Origin of the sequence: Vibrio sp. R-1 (assembly GCF_035615595.1) — a bacterium.
GTDB lineage: Bacteria > Pseudomonadota > Gammaproteobacteria > Enterobacterales > Vibrionaceae > Vibrio > Vibrio cholerae.
Window position 1 is genome coordinate 73,029 of record NZ_WPDC01000005.1, and the last position, 21,233, is coordinate 94,261.

Annotated in this window: 13 protein-coding genes and 1 pseudogene; 7 read left to right on the forward strand and 7 right to left on the reverse strand. The window is 45.6% G+C overall.

The genetic code is table 11. The annotated features are described in order from the left end of the window. Position 1: 1 nt before the first annotated feature. Together toxS and GOU96_RS02090 are read right to left on the reverse strand one after the other, a co-directional pair. The gene (gene toxS, locus GOU96_RS02085; protein WP_001181145.1) at positions 2-523 is read right to left on the reverse strand and encodes a transmembrane regulator ToxS; all 522 of its coding nucleotides are present in this window, start codon (positions 521-523) and stop codon (positions 2-4) included. A gap of 9 nt (positions 524-532) precedes the next feature. Then, complete coding sequence (locus tag GOU96_RS02090; protein WP_267780972.1) at positions 533-1,381, reverse strand: winged helix-turn-helix domain-containing protein; 849 nt, start codon at positions 1,379-1,381, stop codon at positions 533-535. A gap of 263 nt (positions 1,382-1,644) precedes the next feature. Between GOU96_RS02090 and htpG the strand changes: the two genes are divergently transcribed. The 3 genes from htpG (at position 1,645) to hemH (ending at position 5,617) form a co-directional block, all read left to right on the forward strand. After that, a complete protein-coding gene (htpG, locus tag GOU96_RS02095) occupies positions 1,645-3,552 on the forward strand; it encodes a molecular chaperone HtpG (RefSeq protein ID WP_001888074.1) in 1,908 nt (635 codons plus the stop codon). 331 nt (positions 3,553-3,883) lie between these two features. Then, a complete protein-coding gene (gene adk / locus GOU96_RS02100) occupies positions 3,884-4,528 on the forward strand; it encodes an adenylate kinase (protein ID WP_001220222.1) in 645 nt (214 codons plus the stop codon). Between the two features lie 126 nt (positions 4,529-4,654). Then, entirely contained in the window at positions 4,655-5,617 is a 963-nt protein-coding gene (gene hemH, locus GOU96_RS02105) for a ferrochelatase (protein ID WP_175242084.1), read from the forward strand. A 97-nt stretch (positions 5,618-5,714) separates the two neighbouring features. Here hemH and dtpA read toward each other — a convergent pair whose 3' ends face one another. Further along, positions 5,715-7,196 carry a dipeptide/tripeptide permease DtpA gene (gene dtpA, locus GOU96_RS02110; protein WP_267780971.1) on the reverse strand — a complete coding sequence of 494 codons (1,482 nt, stop codon included), beginning with the start codon at positions 7,194-7,196 and terminating at the stop codon, positions 5,715-5,717. A gap of 507 nt (positions 7,197-7,703) precedes the next feature. Between dtpA and rfaH the strand changes: the two genes are divergently transcribed. Next, positions 7,704-8,201, forward strand: a complete 498-nt coding sequence (gene rfaH, locus GOU96_RS02115; RefSeq protein ID WP_000833004.1) for a transcription/translation regulatory transformer protein RfaH — start codon at positions 7,704-7,706, stop codon at positions 8,199-8,201. 148 nt (positions 8,202-8,349) lie between these two features. On the opposite strand, the gene asnB is transcribed toward rfaH, so the two are convergent. The 4 genes from asnB to nagA form a co-directional block, all read right to left on the reverse strand. Next, positions 8,350-10,014, reverse strand: a complete 1,665-nt coding sequence (asnB, locus tag GOU96_RS02120) for an asparagine synthase B (protein ID WP_000337015.1) — start codon at positions 10,012-10,014, stop codon at positions 8,350-8,352. 195 nt (positions 10,015-10,209) lie between these two features. Further along, complete coding sequence (locus tag GOU96_RS02125; protein WP_001913730.1) at positions 10,210-11,796, reverse strand: cation:proton antiporter; 1,587 nt, start codon at positions 11,794-11,796, stop codon at positions 10,210-10,212. A gap of 94 nt (positions 11,797-11,890) precedes the next feature. Next, a complete protein-coding gene (gene nagC, locus GOU96_RS02130) occupies positions 11,891-13,105 on the reverse strand; it encodes a DNA-binding transcriptional regulator NagC (RefSeq protein WP_001013118.1) in 1,215 nt (404 codons plus the stop codon). A 2-nt stretch (positions 13,106-13,107) separates the two neighbouring features. Beyond that, complete coding sequence (nagA, locus tag GOU96_RS02135) at positions 13,108-14,244, reverse strand: N-acetylglucosamine-6-phosphate deacetylase (protein WP_000271131.1); 1,137 nt, start codon at positions 14,242-14,244, stop codon at positions 13,108-13,110. Positions 14,245-14,712: 468 nt separating this feature from the next. Here nagA and nagE point away from each other — a divergent pair, with 468 nt between their 5' ends. From nagE to hubP, 3 genes and pseudogenes are all read left to right on the forward strand, one after another. Then, a complete protein-coding gene (nagE, locus tag GOU96_RS02140; protein ID WP_001023172.1) occupies positions 14,713-16,284 on the forward strand; it encodes an N-acetylglucosamine-specific PTS transporter subunit IIBC in 1,572 nt (523 codons plus the stop codon). 247 nt (positions 16,285-16,531) lie between these two features. Further along, positions 16,532-18,202 carry a glutamine--tRNA ligase gene (glnS, locus tag GOU96_RS02145; RefSeq protein ID WP_148514582.1) on the forward strand — a complete coding sequence of 557 codons (1,671 nt, stop codon included), beginning with the start codon at positions 16,532-16,534 and terminating at the stop codon, positions 18,200-18,202. Between the two features lie 164 nt (positions 18,203-18,366). Beyond that, positions 18,367-21,233, forward strand: a pseudogene (gene hubP, locus GOU96_RS02150) (polar hub landmark protein HubP); the annotation flags it as partial.

A 21,233-nucleotide genomic window follows, 5' to 3' on the forward strand; every position in this document is an offset into this window, starting at 1 on the left:
GTTAAGAATTACTGAACAGTACGGTAGAACCATGACTTAAGCTGGTAAAGAGAATGGTTCTTTCGTTAACAATGTCGACTCGACGACTTTGTTGTGCATCCATCTTGAACAGTTGAGTAATCAGCTGCAATTGCTCGTCAGTAAAGTCTTTGCTTTGGTTTGACGAAATATCTTTAAACTCGACTGGCGTAACCAAAAGGTAATTATCGCTGATATCCCATTCACCAAATTCGGAGATATTAATGACGCTTTCTGCACTATTGTCATCGGAAAATAGCTTTACGATTGAAACCCGTAAATAAGTGCCATTAGGCAGATATTTCACATTGGAAGTGACGTCTACCCGACTGAGTGGCCCCATAGCCGGGCGGTTGCTGTTGGTCTTAATCAGAGAGACCATTTTGGACTGCCATTCTCGAGAGGTTAACACTTGCTCAAGCTTGAAGTCACTCCCCCAATATAACCAGCTACTGAGCAGTAGAGAGAGCAGAAGAATACCCATGGCGATGTGTCTATTTTGCATAGCAAGATCCTACTCACACACTTTGATGGCATCGTTAGGGTTAGCAACGATGCGTAAGGTTATGTTTTCCCCTGAAACTTCAGGGCTGTGAATGTAATTCAGCGTTAACTGGTTATTTTGTCCACCTGTGGCAATGACTTCTATCGGCTTGAGCCCACCAGTATGCTTTTCATTGTATTTTTTAACGCACAATTCGATTGACGGTAGCCAGTTTGAAAGATCAGGGTGGTTATTCGGCATATTGACGGCTACGCCATCGGCAACCGTTAGGGGTTTAAAGCTGGATTGGCTCGGGTTAGTGAGCAGTAATACTGCGAGGGGAAGTAAGACCGCTATCAGAATAAGCAGTCGATTCTCCAAGTTTGGAGCCGATTTATTCGTCACAAGATTGGCTGGCTGCGGTGTGTTCACTACAGTAGCTGATGAAGGCACACTGCTTGATTCTGCGTATTCATTGACAGATTCTGGCTGAGAGATGTCATGAGCAGCTTCGCTTTCGCGAGCCATCTCTTCTTCAACCGTTTCCACTCGGGCGATCAATTGGTAACCGCGTTTCGGAACCGTTTTGACGTATTGTGGGGACTTTGTCGAATCTTTGAGCATTTTGCGCAGAGTCGAAATGGCTTGGGTTAAGCTGGAATCATCGACTTCAAAACCTTGCTCTCGCCAAACAAAGTCATGCAAATCATTGCGAGAAATCACCTCGTTTGGACGTTGGGCCAGCAGCCAAAGAATTCGGCTTTCGTTGCTGCCTAATCGAATGATCTCTTCACTATCTTCTTTGTCAATCAGAGTATTGCTTAGGGGATCAAAGGTAAATTTTTCAGCAAGAATGAATTTAGTACCAATATGACTCATCGATATCTCTTTTGAGTTGTGTCCTAATCCGAACATCTAATGTCCCAGCATCTCCCTGTCCCAACACTCAGACTTTACTGGTTTTTTTATCTTCTTTGATAAAAATGCAGACTTAGAATAATCCAATCTCGATCAAAAAACAGTGTTTTTATGAGTTTTGACCTTGAATTTACATTTTTTGTCCATATCTCACTTGCACATCAAGGTAATTCCATTGAGTCTCAATGGATCAATTGTTTGAAACAGAAGTAAACGGAGCGATTATGAGCGAGACTGCAACCACTAATAAAGAAACGCGTGGTTTTCAATCGGAAGTTAAACAACTGCTGCACCTGATGATTCATTCTTTGTACTCCAACAAAGAAATTTTCCTGCGTGAGTTGATTTCTAACGCCTCCGATGCCGTTGATAAGTTGCGTTTTCAAGCGCTTTCTCATCCTGATCTCTATCAGGGCGACGCTGAATTAGGCGTAAAACTCTCTTTTGATAAAGACAAAAATACGTTGACCATTTCGGATAACGGGATCGGTATGACCCGTGATGAAGTGATCGAAAACTTAGGTACGATTGCTAAATCGGGTACGGCTGAATTCTTCTCAAAACTTTCTCAAGAGCAGTCTAAAAACTCGCAGCTTATTGGTCAGTTTGGGGTGGGTTTTTACTCGGCTTTCATCGTGGCGGATGCGGTGACGGTGCGGACTCGCGCTGCAGGTAGTGCACCAGCAGATGCCGTACAGTGGTACTCAAAAGGTGAGGGCGAGTACACGGTTGAAACTATCAATAAAGAGTCTCGTGGTACCGACATCATTTTGCATCTGCGTGAAGAAGGTAAAGAGTTTTTGTCCGAATGGCGTTTGCGCGATGTGATTTCCAAATACTCTGATCACATCGGTATTCCTGTCTATATCCAAACCTCAGTGATGGATGAAGAAGGGAAAGCGACAGAAGAAACCAAATGGGAGCAGATCAACAAGGCTCAAGCTCTGTGGACGCGTGCTAAATCGGAAGTTACCGATGAGGAATATAAAGAGTTCTACAAGCATGTATCACACGATTTTGCTGATCCACTCGTGTGGAGTCATAACAAAGTCGAAGGTAAAAATGACTACACCAGCTTACTTTACATTCCTGCTAAAGCGCCTTGGGATCTGTTTAATCGTGAACATAAGCATGGTTTAAAACTGTATGTGCAACGCGTCTTTATTATGGATGATGCGGCGCAATTCATGCCTTCTTACCTCAGATTCGTACGTGGTTTGATTGACTCAAACGATCTGCCGCTCAACGTATCGCGTGAAATTCTGCAAGATAATAAGATCACTCAGTCACTGCGCCAAGCTTGTACTAAGCGCGTATTGACCATGCTTGAGCGCATGGCGAGCAATGATGCTGACAATTACCAGAAATTCTGGAAAGAGTTTGGCTTGGTGATGAAAGAAGGTCCGGCAGAAGATTTTGCGAACCGCGAGAAAATCGCTAGCTTGCTGCGTTTTGCCTCTACTCATGTCGATTCGGCAGAGCAAACCATCAGCCTTGCTTCTTATGTCGAGCGCATGAAAGAAGGTCAAGACAAGATCTACTATCTGACGGCAGACAGCTATACCGCTGCGAAAAACAGCCCACACTTGGAGCAGTTTAAGTCAAAAGGGATTGAAGTCATTCTGATGTTTGATCGCATTGACGAATGGTTGATGAATTATTTGCCAGAGTTTGAGGGTAAAGCGTTCCAGTCCATCACCAAAGCAGGCTTGGATCTCAGCCAGTTCGAAGATGAAGCCGAAAAAGAGAAACATAAAGAGACGGAAGAGCAATTTAAGTCTGTGGTTGAACGCCTCAAAGGCTATTTAGGTAGCCGAGTGAAAGAGGTTCGTACCACATTCAAACTGGCTAACACACCAGCAGTCGTGGTGACCGATGATTATGAAATGGGTACCCAAATGGCAAAACTATTGGCTGCAGCTGGCCAGCCTGTGCCTGAAGTGAAGTACATCCTTGAAGTTAACCCTGAACATGCTTTGGTAAAACGCATGGCTGATGAAGCGGATGAGCAAACTTTTGGCCGTTGGGCGGAAGTGCTACTGGGTCAAGCTATGCTTGCCGAACGTGGCTCGATGGAAGATCCATCACAATTCTTAAGTGCGGTGAACCAACTGCTTGCACCTAGCCACTAATTCCTTATCGTATCTCAAGCCCGCTTCGGCGGGCTTTTTTCTGCCTTTAAGTTATCGAAGGACGGATTAGTGACTAAACAGGTGAATGGCTGTTTTGCGTCAGTATCATGAGGTCTATCTCAATTTTACCCATCACATTCTTTAGTCTTAGAGCGGTATGCCAAACGATTTCTGTGATAGAATGAGGCACTTGAATGTGGTCATTAACGCGTGTATTTTTGCACGCCAGCTCGCTGTGCGGGCTGTTCTGTCTGTTATACCGAAACTTACCGTGAGTTTTTGCAAGCGCTGTGAGCTTCGGTATAAAAATCAATTAGTATGAGGATAAAACATGCGCATCATTCTTCTCGGTGCTCCGGGTGCAGGTAAAGGCACACAAGCTCAATTCATCATGGAAAAATTTGGTATTCCACAAATTTCTACTGGTGACATGCTGCGTGCAGCCATTAAGGCGGGCACTGAGCTCGGTAAGCAAGCGAAAGCGGTAATCGATGCAGGACAATTGGTATCGGATGACATCATTTTAGGCCTTATCAAAGAGCGCATTGCTCAGGCTGACTGTGAGAAAGGTTTCCTGCTAGATGGTTTCCCACGCACGATTCCACAAGCCGATGGCCTAAAAGAGATGGGTATCAATGTTGACTATGTGATTGAATTTGACGTAGCGGATGATGTGATTGTTGAGCGTATGGCGGGTCGTCGTGCTCATCTACCTTCAGGCCGTACATACCACGTAGTGTACAATCCACCTAAAGTTGAAGGTAAAGATGACGTAACGGGTGAAGACCTTGTGATCCGTGAAGATGACAAAGAAGAAACCGTACGTGCGCGTCTGAATGTTTACCACACCCAAACTGCGCCACTTATTGAATACTACGGTAAAGAAGCAGCTGCAGGTAAAACTCAATACCTGAAGTTTGACGGCACTAAGCAAGTGAGCGAAGTGAGTGCTGACATTGCTAAAGCGTTGGCTTAATCATTATTGTGATGTGCTGATTGCATTGATAGGTGAAATAAAGCGGCAGTAAAGCCGCTTTTTTTATAAACTTTTTACCAGAAAGAGACGTAATAACGTATACAACAGTGCATTTTGAAGGAAGCCATGAATAATCATAAAAAACTTGGCATTTTGCTTGCCAACTTAGGTACTCCGCAAGCGCCAACCTCTCAAGCGGTAAAAGCGTTTTTGAGCCAATTTCTGCATGATCAGCGAGTGGTAGACATGAGTCGTTGGCTATGGTGCCCACTTTTACATGGCATTATCTTGCCAACGCGATCGCCTAAGGTGGCTAAGCTTTATCAATCAATCTGGATGGATGAGGGATCGCCTTTGATGGTCTACTCTCGACGTCAACGCGATAAATTAGCAGAGCTTAGCCAACGGCCTGTTGAGCTAGGGATGACCTACGGAGAGCCGAGTTTATTGGAGGGTGTACGCAAGTTGCAGCAACAAGGTGCTGAACAGATAGTGGTGCTGCCGCTTTATCCGCAATATTCCGCGACGACAACGGCGGCGGTGTTTGATGGCCTCGCCAAAGCGTTGCGTCAGTTACCTGTAGTCCCTGAATTGCACTTTATTCGTGATTATCATGACCATCCACTCTATATCCAAGCCCTCGCGAAAAGCGTTCGTGCTTCATGGCAACAAAATGGACAAGGTGATCTGTTACTCTGCTCTTACCACGGTATTCCTAAACGTTATGCGCAAAATGGCGATATCTACCCAGAGCATTGCCAAAAAACCACAGAGTTACTGGCTCAAGCATTAGGATTGCCTCAAGATAAAGTCATGATGACTTACCAATCTCAGTTTGGTAAGGAAGAGTGGCTGCAGCCATACACGGACAAGACGATGGAAGCGCTTCCTCGCCAAGGCATTAAAAAGCTTGATGTTATTTGCCCTGCCTTTTCAGTGGACTGCTTAGAAACGCTGGAAGAAATTGCTGAGCAGAACCAAGAAATCTTTTTGCACAGTGGTGGCGAAGCGTTCCACTATGTCCCCTGTTTGAATGACAGTCAGAGCCATATTGAGCTGATGGCCGCGCTGGTTAAAGCCCATTGTTAAGCTTCAATGTGAGCGAGTCATGCATAAAGCAGCCATACAAAAACAGCGCCTCATTCGGCGCTGTTTTCAGTTTCACGGCGTATTTATGATTCAATCTTTATTGCGTCACCAGCTCTAACGGCTCTGATTCACCCCGGCAGATGCGAGTCAGCTTAGGTGCAATCATGAAGGTGACGATGGCAATTCCGGCTGTCACATAACCAATTTGCGCAAATACCTCACCATAAATATGCAGTGACTCGGTGGCGCCAGACACATCAGCCGGCGTTGAAGTCAGGCTAGCGACCCAACCTGCAATGACTGCGGCAGACGCCGAAGTGAGGAACCACATACCCATTGCAAAACCCATCATACGTTGTGGTACCAATTGCGCGACCATGGCTAAACCAAGGCCAGAGACTAGGAGTTCACCGATGGATTGGAAAGCATAACTTGCGATAAGCCAGTTTGAGCTAATGATGCCTTGTTCGTTAGCAAACAAGGTTCCCCAGCTTAATACTAAGAAAGAGAGCGCACATAAAGCCATCCCGAAAGCGAACTTGAAAGGCATCGCCAATTTATCGCCCAGTTTGCCGTAAGTCGCCGCCAAAATAGGGCTAGCAATCATAATCCAAAACGGATTGAGTGCTTGAAACTGCTCTGGCGCGACATCAAAACCAAAGATATGGTGCTCAACGTTATTGATAGCAAAGAAATTCAGTGAAGTTGGCATTTGGAAATAGAGTACGAAAAACACTACGCCTTGCAGCATCAAGATGAAGGCAACCAGCATTTTGGCGCGTTCAATCCCAGACATAGAGAACGCTTCTTTAAAATAACATCCCAGAATAAACAGCCCCGCAACAACCAAAATACCGTGTGCTAGGGTGAGGTTTTGTAGTAAGTAGCTACACACTAGGCTGGCAATGATAGAACCCACGGCGACAAGAACTAGATACATTTTGTTCACCGGCATAAGGTCGGCTGGAGAGCCTGTGCCTTTTAACATGCGTAAGCAAAATAGGAAGTTCACCACAGTGATGGCAAGGCCGACTGCACTCACCCCAAATGCCATTCCATAGCCCATCTTGATTGCTACGAGTGGAGTAATGATCATTGAGAAGAAAGAGCCTAAATTGATCGCCATGTAGTACATGGTGAAAGCACCATCTAAGCGAGGATCATTCTCTGGGTAAATTTTTGCAAGTAGACTCGAAGGGTTTGCTTTGAACAAGCCGTTACCAACCGTAATAAAGCCCATAGCGATGTAGATTAACGTTGGCCCAACAAGCGGATGATCTGCGGTGGAGAGTCCAAGCAGAACATAACCGACCATCATGACAATCGCGCCGAGAGTAATAGCACGTTTTGTTCCAATGACTTTATCGCCTATCCAACCGCCAATCGCGACAAAGCCGTACACTAACGCTGAAAAGGCACCGAAGAGTACGAAAGAAGCGGACTCATCCATGCCCATAATTTTGACCATGTAAACCGTCAGAATGGCTTGCATACCGTAGAAGCCAAATCGTTCCCAAAATTCGATAGAGAAGATCAAATAGAAGGCATTCGGTTGTTTAAAGATATTAAGGTTGGACATAAGCATTCCTGTATCATTGTGCAGTGCAATGGTTGAAGTCTGTTGTGAAGCTCCAACCGTCAAACATTATATTTATTCAACTCATCCATGAGAGTTTTTTATTCGGCTGATACCTATACATTCAAAATAAATGATGAGCAATACAGGTTTTCTCAGGATTCAGTTGTAAATAAATGTAACTCAATGAAAATCAATAAAACTTCCGAGAAATGAATCGTGATTTTTGTTGCGTAAACTAATTTTTCACAAAAAGGACTTGCCACCAAACTTGGGTGTGAATGCTCCATTTGATGGGTTTGTTGAATCTATCGATATGATTAATTTGTGGTTTTTATTGTTTTGGTAGGCGATTTCTTACTGGATGTTTGCTTGGAAAATGCACAGATTAAGCTAATTTATGCATTTAAATCAGGTGCGGGGGACTCAACTCTTTTTACAAGAGTGCATTTCATATTTGCTCTATGGGTGTGGTAGCATGCCGAAAAAGGTTGGCATAACAGAATATAAATGAAACGTTGGTATCTACTTTACTGCAAACGAGGCGAGCAGCAGCGCGCGAAGATGCACTTAGAAAATCAAAGTGTTGAATGCTTCTACCCCGAAGTGTGCGTTGAAAAAATTCTACGTGGTAAGCGGCAAATGGTTCAGGAGCCGTTATTCCCTTCTTATATGTTTGTGCGTTTCGATTTCGAAAATGGACCTTCATTTACGACCGTACGTTCTACGCGTGGTGTCGTAGATTTTGTCCGCTTGGGGCCTCATCCACGTGAACTGCAAGGCGATTTGATTTATCAATTGAAACAGCTTGATTGTGAGCAATTGAAGCATGCCACCAAACAATTGCCAGAAAAAGGGCAAACCGTGCGAGTCGCAAGAGGTCAGTTTGCGGGCATTGAAGCGATTTATTTAGAGCCGGATGGTGATACTCGCTCGATCATGCTGGTGAAGATGATCAGTCAGCAAGTACCAATGAGTATTGAAAATACCGATTGGGAAGTCACCTAATCTTATCTTTACCGTCTTGATTTTTCTGTTGATGAATCATCGGGTGATGAAAGAATTAAAAAGCCAGAATGAGTCATCACTCTGGCTTTTTTAATCACTATACTCGCCCTACTTGAAGCAGCAGCGCTGCTGGCTAGAACTTCAAGTCTTAGTAGGCTTGTTTGTGGACGGCTTTCACCGCGCGGCCTGATGGGTCAATACAGTTTTTGAATGACTCATCCCACTCAATCGCTTTGGCTGAAGAGCAAGCGACGGAAGGGCCTCCCGGTACGCAGCGTGCCGCAGATTCAAGTGGGAATAGTTCCTCAAAAATTTCCCGGTACACATAACCTTCTTTGGTGGTTGGAGTATTGTATGGGAAACGGAATTTCGCAGTTTCCATTTGTTGATCACTGATCTTCGCTTCTGCGGTAGCTTTTAGCGTATCGATCCAGCCATAACCTACGCCATCAGAAAACTGCTCCTTTTGACGCCATGCAATCGACTCGGGCAGATAGTGCTCAAAGCACTCACGCAGGATGTGTTTTTCCATTTTGCCATTACCACACATTTTATCGGCTGGGTTGAGGCGCATCGCAACATCAATAAATTCTTTATCTAGGAAAGGCACACGACCTTCTACCCCCCATGCTGCCAGCGATTTGTTGGCACGCGCACAGTCAAATAAGTTCAACGCCAGCAGTTTGCGTACGGTTTCCTCGTGAAACTCTTTAGCGTTTGGCGCTTTATGGAAGTAGAGATAGCCACCGAAAATTTCGTCTGCTCCCTCACCGGAAAGCACCATTTTGATGCCCATGGCTTTGATTTTACGCCCCATCAAGAACATGGGAGTAGAAGCACGAATCGTAGTGACATCATAAGTTTCGATGTGGTAAATCACATCACGAATCGCATCAAGTCCCTCTTGAATGGTGTAAGTCATTTCGTGGTGTACGGTACCAATTTTCTCTGCAACCTCACGTGCGGCTTTAAGATCTGGAGCCCCCTCTAAGCCGATCGCAAAAGAGTGAAGTTGTGGCCACCATGCCGCACTTTTCTCATCATCTTCAATACGCATTGCGGCAAAACGCTTCGCAATCGCAGAGGTAATCGATGAATCCAGGCCACCAGATAGCAGTACGCCATAAGGAACATCGGTCATCAGTTGGCGTTTCACGGCAGCTTCTAAGGCTTGAGTTAACTCCTCTTTGCTGCTGACGTTATCTTTGACTTCATCAAAACTATTCCAATCACGCACATAGTAGCGTGTCACCGCTTGATCTTTTGAACTCAAGTAGCTGCCAGGAGGAAACTCACTCAATGTTTTACACACAGGAACCAGTGCTTTCATCTCTGACGCTACATAGAAGTTACCGTGTTCATCATGACCCTGATAAAGAGGAATGATGCCGATATGGTCGCGTCCAATCAGGTATTCATCTTTCTCTTCATCGTAGAGAACAAAAGCAAAAATACCATTGAGCTCTTCTAGGAGATCAGCTCCTTTATCGCGGTATAGTGCCAAGATAACTTCACAATCAGAATCGGTTTGGAATTCATATTGACCCTTGTAACGTTCACGAATTTCTTTGTGGTTATAGATTTCACCATTCACGGCAAGGATGAGCTTACGATCTGGGCTATAAAGAGGCTGTGCGCCACTATTTAAACCCACGATGGCCAGACGCTCATGGGCCAAAATCGCTTTATCAGAAGCGTAGATACCTGACCAGTCTGGACCGCGATGGCGCAGTTTTTTCGACATTTCGAGGGCGATAGGTCTTAGCGTTGCTGCATCAGTTTTAATGTCTAAGATGCCAAAGATAGAGCACATATGAATTCCTTTTAAATGTTTTTTAATCTGTTGGACTTAATTTGCCATTCTGATTAAAAACTTCAACCCCATGTTGAGTTTTATTTTAAATAAAAAGATTTTGATTGGAAATTTTCTATTTAATCTTCGTGTTGTTTAAATGAGCTTTAAAAAGTGGTGAAAAAAGAAAAGATAGGGCGATATTCGCCCTATCTTTTAGCGGTGAGTGAAGTTTGGTTTGAGCTGTTCGCATACATGGCGAGCAAAACCAGTACCCGCTTCACTGTAAATGTTGAATGCAGCGTGAGCACCATGCTCAAGCAAGCTTTCTATCTGATCCGGGTATTCTGCAATGGCTGCGATTTGGCCTTGATAGTGGCGCTTTTGCAGTTGCTCAAGGGCAATTTGGTTAGCTTGATGGTGAGGCATAGCCAGCAGCACCAGCTTGACTTTGCCGGTATCGAAAATGCGTTCCCAAAAATCTGGGTCGGTTGCATCGCCAGAAATCACATTACGGCCTTCTTCACGATGGCTATTGGCCGCCTCTTCACGAATTTCTACCCCAAGGCAGATTTCCCCGTGACGTGAAGTGAGCTCTTCATAGGCGCCGCGGCCGATACGTCCCATACCTAAGATAAGAACTTGCGCTTCTCCAGGATCAATTAGGCGATCCCTGGTGTGTAAGGATTCAGCCGCTTGCTCTTTCAGCCATTTGGCCGAACGTTGATAAATGGCATGTCCTTTACGTTCAATCGGAGCGGCTAAGATAAACGATAAGGGGACGGAAACGGCGAGAGCCACCAGAATGTCACTGTTTATCCAGCCCATTTTGAAAGCAAGTCCACCCACGATCAGGCCAAACTCACTAAAGTTGAATAGGGATAGCGAGGCCAGTAGTGACGTGCGGACACGGAAATGGAACTGGTGGATTACCCAAAAATACAGCACGCCTTTTATTGGTAGCAGTAACAGGAGCAGTAGAGCGAGCATAATTCCTGTGGTAGTCGGGTGAGCAGAAAGCCCGATGTTTAGGAAGAAGCAGACTAAAAACAGCTCTTTGAGATTAAATAGTGCTTTCGATAATTCAGAGGCTTTGTGGTGGCTGGCGAGCATCATCCCTAAGATCAGTGCTCCAAGGTCGGGTTTCATTCCGACGAGCTGGAAGGATCCGGCTCCCACAACCAATGCAAAGAAAATCCCAAACAGAACCAACATCTCGCCGTGGCCGACCCAATCCAATAACTCATAAAAGAGCGGACGGAGTAAAGGGAGTACAAATAAGCCTATCGCATACCATTCTGGGAGTTTGCCGGTCGATGCGGTTAAGAACACCACAGCAAAGATATCTTGCATAACCAGAATACCAATGGCTAAGGTGCCATAGGTCGCATTCATTTCCCCTTTTTCTTGCAGCGATTTGACGGCAAATACGGTACTAGAGAAGGATAGGGCAAATCCGATCAAAATGAGTTTATCAAAAGAAAGATCCGCCAGACTATCGAGCCCTAACTGCTTAAAAATGAGTAAGAGAAGCGTAAACAGTGCGGTAGAGAGCAAGTTATGAATGGTTGACCCTGCCCAAATCTCTTTGGCGAGTAAAGTTTTGACTTCCAGTTTCAAACCAATAGTAAAAAGAAGTAGAGTTACCCCTAAGTCGGCGAGCAGAGAAAGGGTGTCATTACTGGTAAATCCGTAGGCATTGAGCGCAAAACCTGCAATCAAAAAACCAACCAGTGGCGGTAAATGGCATTTTAAAGCGATAAAACCTGCTAAAAATGCGGCAGAAAGAAGTATCAAATCCATGAGCTATGTTCTTAATTTAATAATAAAAAAACGGTGGTATAAAAATACCACCGTCATTATAGGTCAATCGGTTGCGTAAGCTTAACTAAAAAGCTCAGTCTTCAAGCAATTTTTGTAACAGAACCCCATTTAACATCGCACGTTTGATCATAGCAAAAGCGCCCATAGTGGGTTGTTTGTAGACTTGTGAAGACACAATCGGCAGATGTTGGTGGAACGTTTTCAGTGACTGATTTTCTACGTTGCGTTGAATCGCGGGGAATACGATCTCTTTGGCGGCGGTGATTTGCCCAGCAATCACGATCTTTTGTGGGTTGAATAGGTTTACGGTAATCGCAATCGCTTTACCCAACTGATTACCTACACGAACCAACGCTTGTTTCGCCAGTTCATCCCCAGCATTTGCGTGCTCACAGACATCATCAATCGTAATCGTATCGAGAGTAGAGAGCGAAGATTCATACCCCTGAGCGATCAGTTTTTTCACACGAGAAGTGATAGCAGGGTTGGTCGCAACGGTTTCTAGACAACCAAAGTTGCCACATTGACATTGCTCACCAAGAGGGTCGATTTGGATGTGGCCAATTTCACCGACGTTGCGGTTATAGCCTAAGAAGACTTGACCGTTAACGATAATCCCTGCGCCTGTGCCACGGTGTACACTGACTAGTATGGAGTCTTGGCAATCTTGGCTGGCTCCGAAATAGTGCTCCGCTAAGGCAATACCACGAACGTCGTTACCCACAAAACATTCAACATGGAACTCATCACGAATGGTTGCGCCGAGAGGTAATTCATTGATCGCGACATTAGGCATGTACTCAACAACACCTGTTTCTGGATTGACCAAACCGGGTAAGGCCACACCAATCGCAATCAACTGATCAATTAATGCGGTGTGTTGTTGAATAAATTGTTTGATCTGTTTAATCAGGCTCGACATCAACACGTCTTGCGTGTTGTAGTGAAATTCATGATGCTCATCAACCAGTGAGTTTCCACCTAGGTCATAGAGGCTGAGTTGAATATAGTCACGTCCGATACGCACGGCAATAGAGTGGAACGGCTTGACTTCTGTGGTCAGCGAAATGGCTCGCCGACCACCTGTAGAAGCTTGTTGCGCGACTTCTTTGATTAATCCACGTTCAAGCAATTGGCGGGTAATCTTGGTAACACTGGCCGGAGCCAGTTGGCTTACATCAGCGACTTGAATCCGACTGATTGGGCCTTGTTGGTCAATCAAGCGGTAAACCGCCGCACTGTTTAGCTGTTTAACTAAATCTACGTTACCAATCTGTCCGCCATTCATTATCAATTCTGCTCGTATTGTCCGTTAACTACCGTCGCTTTTACGTTGAAGTCACGATCAAAAACAGTCAGGTTGGCGATCATACCTTTCTTGATACGACCGAGTTTCTCATCAACACCGATTGCTTTCGCTGGATACAGAGTAGCCATTCGCAGAGCTTCATCTAAAGCGATACCGACATGCTCAACCGTATTTTGAACTGCTTCAATCATTGTTAGGGCTGAACCGCCAAGCGTGCCATTTTCATCAACACATTTGCCATCTCGGTAATATACTTTCTTACCGACAAAAATAAAGTAATCCATTTCAGCGCCTGCAGGAGCTGTGGCATCGGTCACTAATACGAGCTTTTCACCCTTAATTTTGTGGGCAATTCGGATGTTTGCGTAATCAACATGGAAGCCATCGGCGATGATACCCGCATACACCTCAGGTGTATCATAAATCGCCCCGACCACTCCTGGTTCACGACCTACCATCGGGGTCATTGCATTAAAGAGGTGGGTCGCAAAGGTAATGCCGGATTCAAAGCTTTTACGTGCTTCGCTATAGGTCGCGTTTGTGTGTCCAATCGAAACAACAATTCCCGCTTTAACCAGCTTCTCAATATGTTCAGGCTTATTATTTTCTGGCGCGAGAGTGACTTTGGCGATCACATCACTATTGGCACAAATCGTATCAATCATCGTATCGTCAGAGGGGCGGATGAAGTCAACGCTGTGGATCCCTTTTTTCATGACATTCAGATAAGGCCCTTCTAAATGAAGACCAAGCGATTGATTTGGGTATTTCGCCTGATATTCGCGAGCGGCGGCAATTGCTTGGCGCATGTTTTCATCGGAAGAGGTGATCAGTGTTGGAAGGAAGCTGGTACAGCCCGATTTAAGGTTAGCTTTGTGCATGATATCGATGGTTTCCGCTGTGATTTCATCATTGAACATCACGCCACCACAGCCATTCAGCTGTAAATCGATAAAACCAGGGCTGAGGTTTGCACCGTTTAGGTCGACCACATTCATCTCAGATGGAAGAGATTCGATAGGGCAAACGGCTTCAATTTTGTCACCGTTGATGATTACCGCATGTTTCACAAGCACATCATTGCCTGTGTAGATTTTGCAGTTCGTTAGCGCATACATAATCAGCTAATCCTCTTGTCGATATTTTTAGATTCATTTTAGCGACTCACCGAGGTTACAGCCAAAGCGCAAGCTGCTTCACTTCAATCAGGTCGCGAATTATCTTTTGTGCAAAAGGCCACAGCAACTGCGGCTAAAAATAAGTCATTGGTCAATCCACTCTTCGCGGTGTTTAACCTAAGGGCATTAAGAGAAATGCACTATGTTAACGAGTGTAACACGGTGACTGTCTGACCAACAAACGCTGTAATATTAGCGTCCAAAAGTTGTTTTTTTACATCATAAAATAAGTTTTATGATCTGGCTAGCAAAATCATTTCGTTCTTAGAACCACGGGTGATTAGGATCACAAATGATGAGGTTTTAATTTGCGGAGCAAAATTAATGTCATAAACTGACCAGGACTAAATTGGGCGACTAAAAAAAGTCTCTCAATACTATACAAAAATCCTATAGGGGGAACTTAAGGTGAATATTCTTGGATATGCGCAAAAGTTAGGTAAAGCATTGATGCTACCTATCGCTACGCTACCTGTAGCGGCGCTCTTACTTCGTTTAGGTCAACCAGACCTGTTAGGCATTCCATTCATGGCTGCAGCGGGCGATGCAATTTTTAGCCAGCTGCCACTACTGTTTGGTTTGGGTATTGCCATTGGTTTATCGAAAGATGGATCTGGCGCCGCAGGTCTAGCGGGTGCAGTAGCTTACTTTGTTCTGACTGCAACAGCAAAAACGATTGATGCTTCAATCAACATGTCTTTCTTCGGCGGTATCTTCGCAGGTATCATCGCAGGGCACTCTTACAACGCGTTCCACACTACACGTCTGCCAGAGTGGCTAGCATTCTTTGCTGGTAAGCGTTTAGTGCCAATTATGGCGGGTCTGTTCGCTCTGGTTGCTGGTGCGCTTTCTGGCGTTATCTGGCCATCAATTCAAGGTGGATTAGATGCGCTGGCGCATGCCGTCTCTACATCAGGTGCTTTAGGCCAATTTGTTTACGGTACTCTGAACCGTGCTCTGATCCCTGTAGGTTTACACCACGTTCTGAACTCTTACTTCTGGTTCGGCATGGGTACCTGTCAAGAGATCCTAGTTTCAGGTGCTCAAGCCGCTGGTCAAGCACTGCCTGCACTCGAAAAATTGTGTGTGGATCCAGCTCTAGCGAAAACCCTAGTTGTGGGTCAAGAGCATACTTTTGCGTTCAAAAATGCGGTAACGCCTGAAATCACAGCTGTGGTAAAAGAAGTGACTGAAGTGGTTAAATCTGGCGACCTACACCGTTTCTTCGGCGGCGATAAGAGCGCTGGGGTATTCATGAACGGCTTCTTCCCTGTCATGATGTTCGGTCTACCAGGTGCTGCACTTGCTATGTACCTAGCCGCTCCAGCTGAGCGTCGTCACCAAGTGGGTGGTGCACTGTTCTCTGTTGCGTTCTGTTCATTCCTAACAGGTATCACTGAGCCTCTAGAGTTCATGTTTGTGTTCCTAGCACCTGCGCTGTATGCAATGCATGCGGTATTTACAGGTCTGTCACTGGTTGTGGCTAACATGTTTGGCACACTGCATGGTTTCGGTTTCTCAGCAGGTCTTATCGACTTCCTGTTGAACTGGGGTCTAGCAACGAAACCTGCAACTCTGTTTGTGATTGGTCTGGCGTTCTTTGCTCTGTACTTCTTTACGTTCACATTCGCCATTCGTGCGTTCAACCTGAAATCTCCAGGTCGTGAAGACGAAGAAGTGGAAACAGAAACAGATTCCGCTGATGCATCTAAAGGTGATTTGGCTCGCCAATACCTGAAAGCACTGGGTGGTCATGAAAACCTGACATCTATCGATGCGTGTATCACACGTCTACGTCTGACTCTGAAAGACCGCTCTGTTGCAGATGAAGCGGTACTGAAGAAACTAGGCGCGAAAGGTGTTGTGAAACTGGGTGAAAATAACCTGCAAGTTATCCTTGGCCCTCTAGCAGAAATCGTCGCGGGTGAGATGAAAGCCATCAGCCCGAAAGAAGATCTTTCTGACGTTAAACTGCCTTAATCGAGTTTAAACCCTAGCCTGAATCAAAGCCTTCGCGAAAGCGAAGGCTTTTTACTTATTTACCGCTTGAGAAGTGGCGATATAAGCATCGAACCGTAGAAATAATCACAAGAAATCCATAGTTTTTATTGTGCCCACCGCAAGAATTGTGGATGATTAGCGGCAATATTTTCTGTTTTCTAGCCTTGATGGTACAAGAAGCAGAAACGCTTTCTGACAATACTAAATGAATTTTGAGGTGCTATAGATGAGTGAAGCTGAGGCTCGTCCATCGAACTTCATCCGCCAAATTATCGATAAAGATCTTGCGGATGGTAAACACACGACCGTGCATACTCGTTTCCCGCCGGAGCCGAATGGCTACCTGCACATCGGTCACGCCAAGTCAATCTGTCTGAATTTCGGTATTGCTCAGGATTATCAAGGGCAGTGCAACCTGCGCTTTGATGATACAAACCCAGAAAAAGAGAACCTTGAATATGTTGAGTCGATCAAAAAAGATGTGACTTGGCTAGGTTTTGATTGGTCAGGTGAGGTGTGTTACTCCTCTGACTATTTTGACAAGTTGTATGAATACGCGATTGAGCTGATTCAAAAAGGCTTGGCGTATGTGGATGAACTGACGCCTGAGCAAATTCGTGAATACCGTGGCACTCTAACTGAGCCTGGTAAGCACAGCCCATACCGCGATCGTAGCGTAGAAGAAAACCTAGCGCTGTTTGAAAAAATGCGTGCGGGTGAATTTGCAGAAGGTCAAGCTTGTCTACGTGCAAAAATCGATATGGCATCGTCTTTTATCGTAATGCGTGATCCTGTTTTGTACCGTGTGCGTTTTGCTGAACACCACCAAACGGGTGACAAGTGGTGCATCTATCCGATGTACGATTTCACACACTGTATTTCTGATGCGCTCGAAGGCATTACGCACTCTATTTGTACTTTGGAATTCCAAGACAACCGCCGTCTGTATGATTGGGTTCTTGATAACATCACGATTCCATGCCATCCACGCCAGTATGAATTCAGCCGCTTAAATCTCGAATATACCGTGATGTCTAAGCGTAAACTGAACCAGCTAGTGACCGAAAAATTGGTCACAGGTTGGGATGATCCACGTATGCCGACCATTTCAGGCCTGCGTCGCCGTGGCTTCACGCCAAGCGCTATTCGTGAATTCTGTAAGCGCATTGGTGTGACTAAGCAAGAAAACATGATTGAATACAGTGCATTAGAGTCTTGTATTCGTGATGATCTTAACGAAAATGCGCCACGTGCGATGGCTGTTCTGGATCCGGTTAAACTTGTGATTGAGAACTTTGCCTCAGGCACAGTGGAAACCTTGACGCTGGCTAACCATCCGAACAAACCTGAGATGGGCGATCGCGAAGTGCCATTTACCCGTGAGTTGTGGATTGAACGCGAAGATTTCCGCGAAGAAGCCAACAAGAAATACAAGCGTTTGGTGTTAGGCAAAGAAGTGCGTCTGCGTGGTGCTTACGTCATCAAAGCTGAGCGCATCGAAAAAGATGAACAAGGTAATATCACCACAATCTTCTGTTCTTACGATCCTGAAACCTTGGGTAAAAACCCAGCCGATGGTCGTAAAGTGAAAGGTGTTATTCACTGGGTATCTGCTGAAAAAGGCGTTCCTGCTGAGTTTCGTCTCTACGAGCGTCTGTTCACTGTACCCAATCCAGGTGCGGCGGATAACTTTGCCGAAACCATTAACCCAGAATCTCTGGTAAAAGTTCAAGGTTATGTTGAGCCAAGCTTAGTCGAAGCAAAACCTGAATTTGGTTATCAGTTTGAGCGTATGGGCTATTTCTGTGCCGATAACAAAGATTCTAGCCCGCAGGCTTTGGTCTTTAACCGCACTGTTGGTTTGCGCGATAGTTTCGCCAAAATTGACGAAGAGTAAGCCGAAAAACGAGAGTAAAATGCAAAGCCAGCCAACGTGCTGGCTTTGTTTTTAGGCGTGGAGAAAGCGGTGTTGCCTCACGCTAGGACTGAAATTTGTGTGAGATTCCTGCGATTATTCCGGTCGTGACACATTTTTTGCCAGCCAGTCTATAGTTTTGCTAGGTGGATCCGATATATTTAACCAATCTCCGTACTTCAAAATTCAAAGCACATACTGAGCCTTTTATGCGTCGATTTTTCCAACGACTCCTGCTGCCAGTGGCAGTAATGGTCGTTACTCAGACTTCTTTCGTCAGTGCAGAAAGCATTCGTCTTGTTGGCCCTGATGGCCAAGTACAACCCACGCCCCAATATAGTGAAAATATTGTTCGCAATTCGGCTAATAATGAACCCGGTCGATTTTTCGGGCCTACCTCAGCCAACCAGACTTTGTGGTCGATAGCCAGCCAGTTACGGCCTTCTTCCAGCGTCACGGTGCAACAAACGTTATTGGCCATTTATCAGCTCAATCCTCAGGCGTTTGAAAATCAGAATATTCACACTCTGATTCCAGGTAGTACTCTACGTGTTCCGTCACTGGCACAAATCAGTCGCAATAGTACTCAAGACGCTGTCAACATCATGGCGTCTCACCAAGCAAAATTAAACCAAACACCCGATACGCCAGTGAGGCCTGTAGCTCCTCCTCGTCCTGCTCCTGTTGCAACGCCAAAAGTAGAAGCGGTCGCGCAAACGCCACCTCAAGTCACCCCTACGACCGCGCCGCAAGAGAAAGCGCCTACTGAGCTCAAGACACCCGCTAAACCCAGCCAATCAACAGATGCTGAAGTAATGGCTCTGGAAGAGAAGAATCACACCTTGCGCTTGATGCTTTCGCAAGTGCAATCGGAAGTCAGTACTCTCAAAGAAGAGCTGGGTGATGAGAACCGCATCCGCAGTGAAGTCGAGAGATTGTTGGAAGAAGAGCGCCGTAAAGCGGAAGAAGCTTCGCGTCTTGCGCCATCAGCTTTAGATAATTTGCTTTCTAATGGCTGGTTAGTGGCATTGTTAGCGCTAATCCCCGGTCTACTGATTGCTATCGTAGTGCTTCTGCTGCTTAACCGCCGCTCAAGTGCTCAGCAAGAGAATCCAACGCAAAACAATATCACTTCTGAAATGCCAACCGCGGCGCCTGTCACTTTAGGTCCAGAACAGACGGAAGATATTGGCGATGACCTGCTGTTGGATGATGACCTCTTCAGTACCACCGATGACAAAGAAGAAAATGACGCTGAAAAAGCGTTCTCGGATGAAGATGATGTCTTCGCCGATCTGAACGAAACCGATCTTGATTTCAATCTTGATGGACAGGACAGCGATGATCTGTTTGTAGGAATTGATGATGATGGCGATCTCGATACCGAATTTGATGCTCTAAATGAAAGTGCCAACGGCATTTCTGTTAACGCTGATGATAAAGCGCTCGGACTTGAGGAGATGGAGCGCGCACTAAATGATGTTAGTGAACCAACCGACAACGATGATCTGAATTCTTTTGACTTGGCTGATGAAAATCAAATGTCGGAGGATGACATCGAAGCGCTGTTATCCGGTGATGAAGAGAATGAGCTGCTTAGCGATGGCAAAGTGGATCAATCGCTGCTGGATGACTTACTCGCCAGTGAACTCGACGCATTAGATGATGAACCCGCGATCCAAGATACCGAAACCTTGGATACGCTACTCAATGATGAGCTGGCGTCGCTCAGTGAAGAGGATAATGACGAATTTGATCTCAGTGGTGCAGGCGTAGCGGGTGACCAAGATTTGGATGACCTGTTTGCCTCTATCGAAGAGCAAGCTGACCTTGAGCAACTTGAAGCCAAAGCGATAGATGAAACGGCATTACTTGATGAAATACTCGCTGAACAAGATGTTCCTCTGAGCGAAGAGAGTACCGAGCTTTTAGATGAGTTGTTGGATGATTTTGATAAGCCAGAAAACGATGAGTTTGATGCCCAAACTGCGGATCTTCTTCAACCTGAAGAGCCCATTTTAGATTTAGAGGAAGATAGTACTCAGTTACTCAATGAGGTGTTGGGGGAACCCGTGCCCGAAGAGCTTGCCTCTGGGCTTGAAATTGACCAAAACAGCACTGAGCTTTTGGATGAATTACTGGATGATCTGGACTTGGATGATGAATCCATCGAAGCTACAGAATTCTCAGTGGCACCGGAAAAACTCAGTGTAGAAGATGGTACTGAGCTTTTTGATGAGTTGCTTGAAATTGAGCAGCATCCAGAGCCAGCAGAATCACTCCCGGAGTTGGCAACCGAAGATGAGTTTAATAGCGATACCTTCATTGACGACTTACTCAACTCGGCACCCGCAAAAGATCCGTTACTTGAACCTGTACTCGATGAAAATGAAGCTTTCGCACAAGCGGATGATTTTGATTTCAATCCTGAAATTGAAGGTGGTCTGGAAGACGACTTACCGCAGCCAAGTGCGCTACCCGCCAATGAGTTTGGTACTCCTCAAGATGAGGATTGGGTCTTTGATGAGGATGACTCCTCACCAACTTTAGAGGGTAATGCTGAGCTTGAGCTATCTTCGGCTGAGGATGATTTGCCAGAGCAGACTACCGCCACAAATGAAACGGCGGATGAATTACTGGCAGATTTGGCTGCGCAGCCGCAATCAAATACAGTGGATACGTCTGATGATGCGTTAGCCCCTGACGCGCTTTCTCAGTCTGTCGAGGAGTCTCTCACTCTTAACGATTTGGAGCTGCCAGAAGAGAATGATGAGCCTCAATTGGCTGAAGTCACTCCGTCTTCTGCATTCGACGAACAACAAGTTGAGACCGAAATTGAGCCTGAGTCGGAGCCGTTGGCTGCAGAAGCATCTAATGATGAAAGTGACCTTACTGCGCTTAATGAACTCGATTTATCCGAGTACACCGAAGAAGATGCCTTGGCGGACGCGCAGTTAGAGCCTGCCGCAGAATCGGAAGTTGAGCCAGAGCTTGAGCTGGCAAGTGAGCCAGT